The sequence below is a fragment of the bacterium genome (assembly GCA_021372615.1).
Lineage (GTDB): Bacteria > Armatimonadota > Zipacnadia > Zipacnadales > UBA11051 > JAJFUB01.
This window is the reverse complement of the sequence record JAJFUB010000142.1, coordinates 21,869-32,970: the sequence shown is the minus strand read 5'-3', so window position 1 is coordinate 32,970 and position 11,102 is coordinate 21,869. Positions and strand designations below refer to the sequence as shown.

At 68.7% G+C, this 11,102-nt stretch carries 6 protein-coding genes and 1 pseudogene; 5 read left to right on the top strand and 2 right to left on the bottom strand.

Annotated elements, in window-relative coordinates; all coding sequences use genetic code 11:
* Window positions 1-204 (bottom strand): hypothetical protein (locus LLH23_20690; protein MCE5240888.1); only part of this gene is annotated, 204 nt, incomplete at its 3' end.
* Between the two features lie 165 nt (window positions 205-369).
* Between LLH23_20690 and LLH23_20685 the strand changes: the two genes are divergently transcribed.
* Both LLH23_20685 and LLH23_20680 read left to right on the top strand, forming a co-directional pair.
* A complete protein-coding gene (locus LLH23_20685) occupies window positions 370-3,108 on the top strand; it encodes a LamG domain-containing protein (protein ID MCE5240887.1) in 2,739 nt (912 codons plus the stop codon).
* 137 nt (window positions 3,109-3,245) lie between these two features.
* A pseudogene (locus LLH23_20680) lies at window positions 3,246-4,694 on the top strand (DUF4838 domain-containing protein).
* A 1,119-nt stretch (window positions 4,695-5,813) separates the two neighbouring features.
* On the opposite strand, the gene LLH23_20675 reads toward LLH23_20680, so the two are convergent.
* Complete coding sequence (locus LLH23_20675; GenBank protein ID MCE5240886.1) at window positions 5,814-7,712, bottom strand: hypothetical protein; 1,899 nt, start codon at window positions 7,710-7,712, stop codon at window positions 5,814-5,816.
* Window positions 7,713-7,820: 108 nt separating this feature from the next.
* Here LLH23_20675 and LLH23_20670 point away from each other — a divergent pair, with 108 nt between their 5' ends.
* The 3 genes from LLH23_20670 to LLH23_20660 are packed head-to-tail and all read left to right on the top strand — an operon-like array spanning window position 7,821 to window position 11,054.
* Window positions 7,821-9,677 (top strand): PQQ-like beta-propeller repeat protein, encoded by a 1,857-nt coding sequence (locus tag LLH23_20670; GenBank protein MCE5240885.1) that lies wholly within the window; start codon window positions 7,821-7,823, stop codon window positions 9,675-9,677.
* Complete coding sequence (locus LLH23_20665; protein ID MCE5240884.1) at window positions 9,674-9,967, top strand: hypothetical protein; 294 nt, start codon at window positions 9,674-9,676, stop codon at window positions 9,965-9,967. The genes LLH23_20670 and LLH23_20665 overlap by 4 nt, the downstream gene beginning before the upstream one ends.
* Before the next feature lie 10 nt (window positions 9,968-9,977).
* Entirely contained in the window at window positions 9,978-11,054 is a 1,077-nt protein-coding gene (locus tag LLH23_20660; GenBank protein ID MCE5240883.1) for a Gfo/Idh/MocA family oxidoreductase, read from the top strand.
* Window positions 11,055-11,102 lie beyond the last annotated feature (48 nt).

Here is an 11,102-nt window from a genome sequence, read left to right as displayed (position 1 = left end):
GGGGTTGCCCCAGGCCTGCGGGAGGGCTTCCACGAGGGGATTGGACGGGACCGCCGCCGTCGCCGCTCCGGTGTCGGGCCGGGCGGGGGCAGCAGGCCGCGGCGTGGCTCCGTAGACCAGCACCGGCAGCCAAGCCAGAAGGCATATCATCACTGTGCATGCGACCGCGACGGTCGCACGCTTGAGCGTATTCATCTTCTTCATCTCTGCTTCTTAGACAAACGCCGTGGCCGGAAGTTCGAGCTCCCCCGGCCTTCTTGACGGTTTCCTGAACCGCAATCCTAACATTTTGCCAGCCCCACCCGCCGGTTGTCAATAGCTGCGCCCCCCTAGTGGGCGCAGGAGCGCCCGCCGCCGGCGGCGAAAGCCATGCCAGCACGCCCCAAGGAGGACACCACGATGCGCGTCTGTCGGCTCGTGCTGGCTGTCGTGCTTCCCCTGATCCTGGCCCTGCCGTGTCTGGCCCAACAGGGCCTGCTGGCGGACTTCAAGTGCGATGAGGGTTCTGGCACCACCACCAGGGACACCGTCGTGGGCCTGACGGCGACGATCCACGGGGCCGCGTGGGTCAAGAACGGTGACGGCTGGTGCCTGAGCTTCGACGGGGTGGACGACTTCGTGGAGTGCCCGCCCGCCCCGGCCCTGGCGCCCGAACAGGCCATTTCCCTGGCCGTCTGGGTACGCCCGGAGAAGATCCCGGCCGTGGGTGAGCCCGGGATTGCCGGCAAGGCCTACCACAACTACGGCCTGACCTACTACACTGATGGGAAGGTCTGGTGGTACACCGGGAACAGCGAGGTCAACGTCAAGGCCCCCGTCACGCCCGGGGCGTGGCACCACGTGGTCGGTACGTACGGCGACGGCCTGATGCGCCTGTACGTAGATGGCGAGCTAGCCGGCTCGGTGCAGGGCAAGGCGGGGAAGATCCCCGCGACCGAGAGCTTCTTCCTGGGCACCAGCAAGGGCTCCACCCAGTGGACGAAGGGCAAGACGTTCTGCGGGCTGATTGACGAGGTCCAGGTCTACGACCGGGCGTTGTCGGCCGAGGAGGTGCATCACGCCTACCTCACCACCAACTTGACCCACCGGGTCGAGATGACCGCCGTCGCCGCGTATGCCGCCCGGCAGATCATCGCCCGTCTCGACCTGCGCGGCCTGGGCGAGGTTCCGGCGGGCACCGCCCTGCAACTGGCCCTCACCCCGGCCGGTGGCCGAAGCCCGGTGGTCCAGCAGCGCCTCCCCGGTATGGAGAGCTACGCCCGGACCACCGCCGTCCTGAAGGCCGAGAGCCTCAAGCCGGGCGCCTACACGCTCACAGCCGTCGCCGTCACCGCGAAGGGCGCCCTTGGCCTCCCGGCAAGTGTGACGGTGAACTGGCCGAAGCCCCCGTCGTGGGCCACCACCGACCCCAACATCAAGGTGCTCAACAACTTCGTCAGCGAGCTGCGCAACGTCAGCAACATCAGCAAGGACACACGGATTCGCTTCACCAACCCGCGTGAGGGGTGGGTGTACGTCCAGGTGGCCGGAGCGGGGAAGGGCGGCTCGGTCGAGGCTACGGTGCCCGACGCCGGTGACACCGCAAAGCTGTTCACCCACGACTGCGCGACGGCGACGCCCTCAGAGGCCATGCGGCGGCTCGGGAAGGGCCCGCACGACTTGGTGATCCGCTGCCTGGGCGGAGGCAAGGCCGCCCGCGTGGTCGTGCGCTCGATCCCCGAGATCGGCTACTGCCGCGTGGACTGCGGCCCACAACTGAAGCCCTACGGGCCGACGGACTGGGAGTTCCTGCAGAAACATATCCTGCCGAATATCAACCTGGCAGTCAGCCGCGGGGCCGACACGGAGCGCGAGCGCTGGGGCGAGTGGAAGCGCCAGGGCAAGCGCTGGATCGTCGAGACACCACTGCCGGGTCTGGGTAAGCCCGAGGTCCCCACGGCCGATGAGGTCTTCGCCGCGTGGGAGAAGAACGGCCGGGTAGACGAGGCCCTGCTGGACGGCATGATCGTGGACGAGTTCGGCGCCGGCGACCAGCCCGTCTGGCAGTCCTGGCACGCCGCCCTCAAGCGCCTGCGCGACGATCCGCGCTTCAAGAGCAAGGTCTTCTACCCCTACTGCGGGCCACTCTACCCGGCCCAGGCCAGCCGCGAGTTTGCGCAGACCTGTCTCGACGCCGGGTGGGCCTGCGCGCTGGAGCGCTACCTGCCCGAGGAGCACACGGAAGTGGACGCCCGGGCGGCCATCCAGGGCCCGCTGGTCGCGACCGTTCAGGAATGGGCGAAGGCCCAGCCCGGCATTGTGCCGCGGTTGCTCATCGTCACGGGCTTCCTCATCTCCACTCCGCCCGAGGGCTGCAACATTGACCCCGCGGTGGACTACAAAGCCTTCATGGACCTGCAGATGAACGTCCTGGCGAACGATCCGGCGCTGTTTGGGCTGTACGGCGTCACTTCGTACCTGTCGGCCTACTCCGAGGAGGAGATCATCCGCTGGACCGGCAAGCTCTACCGCCACTACTGCATCGAGGGGCGTGGCGACCGTCTCACTGACACCTACGAACTGACACACCTGCAGAACCCGGACTTCGACCGTGGCCTGGACGGCTGGGAAGCACATCCCGCTGCCCCCGGCGCCATCACGACCGGGAGCATGGCGGGCCTGAGCTTCCTGGAGGGGCGCTATCCCATGACCCATCGGGGCGACAACTTCCTGCTGCTCAAGCGCGTCGAGGGGCAGACCAACCGTGTCGTGCAGACGGCGCGGGGCCTGAAGCCGGGCCGCATGTACTCGCTCAAGATGATCAGCGCCGACTACACAGACCTGCAGAAGGGCCTCTCGCGGTCGGCGGTGTTGCCGGTGCGGGTGGAAGTGCAGGGCGCGGAACTCGTCCCGGCCCACACCTTCCAGTACCCCTTCAAGAGCTGCTACTCGCACACTGTGGGTCCTTTCAACGCCAAGAACCCGGCCGGCCTGAACATGCACAACATCACCTTCCGTGCGACAGGCCCCACGGCGACGGTCGTGATCAGCGACGGCGCCGAGGGCGCCACATCGGGCCAGGAGATCCTGTGCAACTTCCTGGAGTTGCAGTCGTATTGGGAAGGATGACGGCGGGAACGGTAAGGCGGGAACGGTAAGTCGGGAACACTCCTGGGTCGGGGCCGGGGATGGTGCCGTCCCGTCCGCGGGACGGTTGGCCGCAGGCCCTGACGATGATGTCACAGACCAAGCCTCGAGGTGGACCTATGCGCACCACACTCATCCTGGCTGCCGCCCTGCTGACGGTAACCATCGCCTCTGCGGACCTCTCGCTCGCCCGCGAGGGCAAGCCTGAGGCCACCATCGTCGTGGTCGGTCAGGCGCCCGAGGCCCTGGAAGCCGGCCAGGCCGTGCAGACCTTCCTGGGCAAGATGAGCGGCGGAGCCTTCACGCTCGCCGCCGAGATGCCGGAGGCGCCCTCCGGCGGCCTCGTCATCGTGGCCTCCGCCTCCGACCTGCCCGCGGTCGCAGGCTCACGCGAGGCCATGGCCCTCGCTGCCCAGGTCAGGGACGACGGCTTCGTGCTGTTCTGCGACGGCAAGGGCCGCCTCGTCATCACCGCCCGGAAGCCCACCGCGCTGGTCTTCGGCGCGTACGAGGTGCTTCAGCGCCTCGGCTGTCGCTGGTTCTTCCCCGGCGACCTGGGCGAGGAGATCCCGAACAAGCCCACGGTCTCCTTCCCGGCCCTGAGCGAGGTCCAGAACCCCGACATGATTGACCGCAACATGTGGTATGCGTACGGCGGACGGCCCCAATGGCAGATCGGCGGCTATCGCCTGTGGCAGAAGCGCAACCGGATGGGCGGGGTAGGCTTCAGCGCCGGGCACAACCTGGCCCGCGTCGTCCCCCCGGCGCAGCATGGCAAGACCCACCCGGAGTACTTCCCGCTGTGGGGAGCCGAGCGCCATGTGCCGGGTGAGCAGGAGGCCTGGCAGCCCTGCACGAGCAACCCCGAGGTCATCGCCCTGGCCGTCGCCGCCGCGGACAGGCACTTCACCGAACACCCCGAGGCCGCGAGCTTCTCGCTGTCGCCCAACGACGGCTACGGCTGGTGCCAGTGCGACGCCTGCAAGGCCCAGGACCCGCCCGAGCAGCGCGACCAGCGCAACCAGTACAAGGCCCGCCGCACGCTGCTGTTCGTCAACGCCGTCGCGCGGGAGATCGCCAGGAAGCACCCCGGCAAGGTCCTGGCCTGGTATGCGTACGCCGGGACCGTCGAGCCGCCCACCGACGTGAAGGCCGAGCCGAATGTCCTGACTGCGTTGGCGCACTATGGCTACGTGGGCTGCAACATCCACGCCATGGCCGACCCCTCGTGCCCCAACAACGCGAAGTTCATGGGGATCATGGACGGCTGGGACAAGGTCGCGCAGAAGATGATGATCCGCGAGTACTGGGTGTCGCTGGTGGGCGAGGAGGACGGCATGGCGCGCGTCTGCGCCGGCTACAGCCTCGCGGACGACCTCCCCCTGCTCGTCAAGCGGGGGTTCATCGGCGCCAGCGCCGAGGCCGAGCCGGAATGTGGCTCGGCGGCCATCAACTTCTACCTGGCCGCCAAGCTCATGTGGAACTCCCGCCAGCCGCTGGAGCCGATCCTGGCCGACTACTACAGTGGCATGTACGGCCCGGCCGGCCCCGGCATGCGGGCGTTCTTCCAGGGGATCGTGAAGAAGTGCCGCGAGCGCGGCAACCGCAGCCCCCTGCTGGGGGACGAGGACTATGGCCTACTGGCGGGGGAGTTGGACAAGATCGCGCCTCTCGCCGCCACCGACAGGCAGCGTCGGCGCATCAGAATGACGCAGGACTTCCTGAAGTTCACCTCGCTGCTGCACCAGTACAGCCTGCGGCCGGTCAAGGCCACGCGCGACGAGATCGAGGCCCTCGTGGCCGGCGTGGAGCAGAACCAGCAGTTCACGCTCGATACAGTCATGTTCAAGCACAACTTTATGTCCCGAGCGAAGGCCGCGCCGATCAAGGAGCCCGAGAAGCGCCTGGTGGGCAAGGTGCGGCTGGCCTTGCCGGACGCGAAGGTGGGGGAGAAGGCGCTGGCGGTGTCCCCGGTCATCCGCACACAGCAGGTCGCGGCGCTGGTCGTCTCGCCTGGTGAGAAGCTCAGCGCCGAAGTGCAACTGCGCCGGCTGGGCCGTTACACTAACCCGGTCGCCTATGTGGTGCTGGACGAAGCCGGCAAGACCGTCGCGCAGGGCGAGGCCAACCTGGAGGAGTCGGGCAAGGTGGACCTCCGGGACGCCGCACCGGGCGTGTATACAGTGATCGCCGTGTCCGGCTCGAACGCGGCCCGCATCATCTCGCCGCTCAGGGGCATGGCCGCTGCAGGGCGCGAATTCTCGTTCCTGGGCGGGCAGCCCACGCTGTACTTCAGCGTCCCGGCCGGCATGGCGGAGTTCACCCTCCGCCTCGAGACCGACGCCCCCGGCGAGACGGGCAAGCTGCAGGTCTTCGCCCCGGACGGCACGGTGGCGGGCACAGGTGACACCATCCAGACCGGCCAGACGGCGGTGACCGTGAAGGTCCAGCCGGGCATGGACGGCAAGGTCTGGTCGCTGAAGGTCGGCGCCGCGGCGACGGGGGCCTGTGAAGACCTGCGGGTCTTCCTGGACCCGAAGCTCCCGCCGTTCCTGTCCACGGACCCGGGGAGGGTGCTGGTGGGGCTGTAGGCGGACGGTCCTGTGTAGGGCGGGGGCTTGTACCCCGCCCATCCGTTCAGTGAGTGCCACAGGGGGCGGGGTACAAGCCCCCGCCCTACAGGACACCTACGGCCCAGCGTTCACTGGCTTGCCGGGGGCGTAGGGCCAGCCGGGGGGGATGATGGCGAGGGGAGTGCGGATGGCCGCGTTGTAGAGCGGATCGGTGGCCTCGGTCGTGAGCGTGACCTGGGTGCCGGTGCGGGTGTAGATGTTGAGCCGCTCCACGCCACCCTCCAGTACGCAGATGCGGCCCGTGAAGCCAAGCTGCCGCATGAAGTCCGGCGGGTAGGCGGCGAATTGCCCTGGAATGACCGCGGCCGCCAGTCGGGGGGCGTTCGCCAGCAGGGCCTGCTTGCGCTGGGGGGTGGGGACGAGGCCGCCCGTCACGCACTCCCGCCCCATGTACCAGTAGGCCACGGCCGGGTCGTGGGCCGCGAAGACCGGCGCGTCGGGCGGCAGGCTCTGCCGCACCCACCAGCCTGCCGCCTTCATGCCGCTATTGGGCACGAGGCCCCCGTAGGGGATCTTCGTCGCCGGCCACAGCGGCACCAGCGGCGTCACCCGGAACACCCCCCCGAGCGTGACCAGCAACGTCGCCACAATTACCAGCGCGGTGACGGCCCGCATGGCAGCCGCCAGGCCGCGGGCGGTGCCGTTGGAGGGGCCGGCTACTAGCCGGCCCGCGCCTTTCGAGCAGCCCACGACGGGCCGGCTGATAGCCGGCCCCTCCAACGGCCTCGACAGGGCGCTCAGCGCCAGGCCCAGCGCGATGGCCAGCGCGGCCGCCAGGTGCTCGTGGTAGCCGGAGGCCTCTGTCACGGTGCTCGTGATGGCGAAGATGAACGGGAGCGCAGTCACGCCGATCCACAGCAGGAGCCATTGCTGGGGGCGGCGCCAGTGGCGCGCGAAGTACCACAGCAGCACCGGGAGGGCCAGGAACGGGAAGACCCCCAGGTTCTGGGCCAGATCGCGGCCGAAGGGCAGCAGGTGAAAGCCCCAGTCGGCCTTGTGCTCGGCCAGGACGGTGCCGAGGTAGGTCTGGTTGCGATAGCCCAGGTGGATGGCATACAGCCAGGCCGGCACATAGGGAGCGAACAGAACGAGTGGCGGCAGGAGCACCCCGGGCCGCCAGAGCAGGCGCAGCCGCTCACGCCAGCCGACGTCCACCGGTCGCTCCCCGGCGGGCTCTGCCGCGGCCTCCCCCTCCGCCTCGGGCGTGGGAGCGGTCACCGACCGCGACCCCACCGGCCACAGCGCCAGCAGCCCGAGCAGCACCGCCCCGCCGAGCACGAACTGCACATCCCCGCACAGGTAGAGCCCCACACACAGCCCGGCGAGCCATTGCCGGCGGCGGTCGTGGGGTCGCTCCATATGGCGCATCAGTTGGAGCATCGCCAGGAGCAGCAGGAAGCCGCTGCAGGCCTCCGCGCCGCCGATGGAGCGCGAGCGCCCGACGGCCAGGGGCATGACGGCCATGAGCGTAGCGGCGACAAGGGCAGCGCACGTCGCGTGAGCGGGGAGGGTCGCGTGGGCGGGCGTGTCCTCACGCCCGCATGGGCGCGTGGGGACACGCGCCCCCACGCGGCACAGTCCGACGCGGCACAGTCCGACGCGGCTGGCGATCAGGAAGACCAGCAGGCAGTTGAGCGTGCCGAACACTGCCAGCGGCAGGGGCAGCGTCGCCTCGTTGACCGGGAAGCCGACCGCCTGTAGCGCCCGGACGTACAGATCATCCACCACGAACAGCGGGTAGCCGTAGTCCCAGCTCAGGATGTGGGCGAGGGCATTGGTGGACGGGTGGGGTGACAGCCAGGACAACTGGGCTCCGGTGACGATGAAGTACGACCAGAGGGCCTCGTCCGGGTTGGTGTACACGAGGCGGCGCAGGCCGACGGTGCGGAGCACCAGGGCCAGGGCCAGGATCGCGATCAGGGCCGCCCATGCCTTCCGGGAGTGCATAGCCATCAGTTCCCGCGCCTGTCACGCGCTTCCTGCTTGCGAACAAGGAATGCCCGGGCGAAGCGCGAAATGGCTGCGCGAAGGAGTGTGACTTCAGTGCGGAGTGTCCTCATCATGGCTTTGCTGACTGCTTTGACCGGCGCCGTAGCGCAACCGGGGTTCAAGAACCTGGGGATTGGGGCCCCGGTCACCGAGAGCCGCGGGCTGGTGGTCCTGCAGGCCGCCTCGGGCGCCAATCTGGCCATCGTCCTAACCACCGATCAGAGCCCGCGTGGCTACCTGTTGGTCGTGGACCTCGACAAGAACACCACCGAGCAGGTCTGGTACCCCGAGGGGGTGCCGAACTCCGACCCCTTCGCCTCGATGATGAGCCGCAACGGGCGCTTTTACACGGGCGCGGGCCCCACGCTGCTGGAGTTCGACCCCGCCACGCGCCAGTACCTGTACCACGGCGTGCCCAACCCCAAGGCCGGTTGCTTCGTGGGGGAGGCCTTCTGCGACGGGCCGGGCGACCTCATCTACATCGGCACGTATCCCGATAGCCGCGTGTACTCGTTCAACACCAAGACGAAGGAGACGGTCGAGATCGGGCAGCTCGACCCGGACGAGAAGTACCTGAGCTACCTCGCGGTGGACAGCGCCGGGTGGATCTACGGGGGCATCGGTACCGCACGGTGGAACATCGCGGCGCTGAACCCGCAGACGAAGGAACGGCGGCAACTGCTCAACGAGGCCGACCGCAAGACGGGGACGGCTACGGTCTACAGCGGCGTGGACGGCAAGGCGTACGGCTGCGCCGGTGGGCAGTGGCTGCGCCTGTTCGAGGGCAAGGCTGAGCCGATCAAGGCCGAGGAGCGCGCCGCGAGGGTCCCCGGGCCGTTCGGCTGGGGCGTATCCAGCGGGACGCTGCCCGACAAGCGCACGGTGCGCCTGGACCTCCCCGAGCGCACGATCACGGTCACGACCCCCGGCACGGCCGAGACCAAGGCAGTTGCGCTGGACTTCAAGTCGGGCGGCGCCATGCTCACCTCGCTGGTCGCCGGGCCGGATGGCGTCATCTATGGCTCGTCGGCCCACCCGATGCACTTCTTCGGCTACGACCCCGCGCAGAATAAGCTGACTGACCTGGGGCCGGTCCGGCGCGTGGGCGGGGGCAACTTCTGCGCCATGGCGGTGCAGGGGAGGATCCTGGCCGCCGCGTCGTACTCCAGCGGCATCTTCCACCTCTACGACACGACGAAGACCTTCAACGGCGGCTTCGGCAATGACCCGAACCCGCGCGAGGTCGCCGAGTGGCACAGCGACATCTGTCGCCCCCGCGCCTGCCTGGCCCACCCGAATGGCGAGGACGTCATGATGGCGGGCTTCGCGGGCTACGGGCTATGCGGCGGGGGCCTGGGGATCTACAACCTCAGGACCGAGCAGGCCACGCTCATTGACCATGAGCATCTGGTCCCCAATCAGAGCACCATTGCGCTGGTGGCGCTGCCCGATGGCCGCGTCGTGGGCGGGACGAGCATCGCGACCCCGGGTGGCGGCCATGCGCTGGCGAAGGAGGCCGTCATCTACATCCTGGACTGGAAGACCAAGCAGGTCGTGTTCCAGGTCGCGCCGCAGGCAGGCGCCGCGGAGGTGCCGAGCCTGGTGCTCGGCCCCGACGGCCTCGTATACGGCCTCGCCGGCGGGCGTCTCTTCGCGTTCGACCCCGCCCAGCGGAAGCTCGTCCACAACGACGTTGACCTGGGCGAGCATGGCAGCATCGTGCGGCCGGGGATGGTGCTGGGGCCGGACAAGATGATCTACGCAGCCTTCACCAGCGGCATCGTGAAGATCGCGCCGGGCTCCTGCACGGTCACGAAGGTCGCGGACGCGCCGATGGGCATCACCGCTGGCCCGGTGCTCAAGGACGGCCGCTTCTACTTCGCCTCGCGCGCGAGCCTGTGGAGCTATGACCTGGGAGTGAAGCCATGACCGCCGTAGGAACGCGGCTCTGCAGAGCCGCAGTCGTCGCCGCCACCGCGTGTCTCTCGCTGCTCCCGGCCTGGGCGCAGCTTGACCCGCCGGGCCCGGTCGTGACGCAGGCCGAGCGCAGCCGGGCGGCCATGATGATCCTGGTGCTCGTGCTCGTGGGGATGCTGCTGACCATCGGTCTGCTATGGGTGCTCCGGCGGAAGGGCATCCTGAAGGAAGAGAAGCCGGACGGGCCGCTACGCCAACTGGAGGACGAGATCGCTCGCCGCTCCGATGAGATGAAGAAGTAGGTGATTAGGCATGTTGAGAGTCGGTGTCGCCGGTCTGCGCCGTGGCGCGGGCGTCGCCCGCGTCTTTCTGCACCACAAGGAGTGCCAGGTCGTCGCCGGCTGCGACCTGCGCACCGAGTTGGCCCAGCAGTGGACGCAGGAGAACAACGTCCCCTACTGGTTCGATGACTACAGCAAGTTCTGCGAGGCCGACCTCGACGCGATCCTGGTCGCCACCCCCGCGCCGGTCCACGTGCCCTGCGTCGTCGAGGCGATGCAGAAGGGCAAGCACGTGCTGTCCGAAGTCCCCGCGTGCTACGACCTGCAGCAGGCCCACGACTTGGTCGCCGCGGTCGAGGCCGCGCCGAAGCTCAAGTACATGTTCGCCGAGAACATGTGCTACTACGCGTGGGTCCAGGCTTACCGCGAGATGGCCCACCGGGGGGACCTGGGCGAGATCGTCTACGCCGAAGGCGAGTACATCCACGACCTCGGCGGGCTGATGTACGACCAGGACGGCAAACTCACCTGGCGCACGCGGCTCCCCCCGATCCTGTACCCGACGCACGACCTCGGCCCGATCCTGCAGATCATGCAGGACCGCGTCGTCACGGCCGTGGGCATGCACACGGGCTGCCGCCGGCGCCCCGAGATCGGCAACATCGACATGGAAGTCGGCATCTTCAAGACCGCCAAGGGGAACGTCATCAAGGAGCTGTGCGGCTTTTCGGTGGCCAAGGAGCCGGCGCACCACTGGTTCTGCATCTACGGCACCAAGGGCCAGATCGAGAGCCCGCGCACGCCCGACGGCAAGCACCTGCTGTGGCTGGAGGGGCACCCGAGCCTGACCTCACAGATCCCGTTGCCCCTGGGCACCAACCACCGGGGCGCGCCGCCGGAAGCCACCCTCGGCGGCCATGGCACCAGCGAGTACTACATGGTGGATGACTTCGTGCGCTGCATCCTGGATGACACCAAGCCCGCCATTGACGTGTACGAGGGCCTCGACCAGACACTGCCAGGGGTCTGCGCGCACATGTCGGCCGAGAACGGCAGCCAGCCGGTCGCGGTGCCGGACATGCGGCCCGCGGCCAGGGCGGCGCAGTAGGGGCCCTGTAGGGCGGGGGGGGGTACGCCCGACACTCCTGTCGGGCTC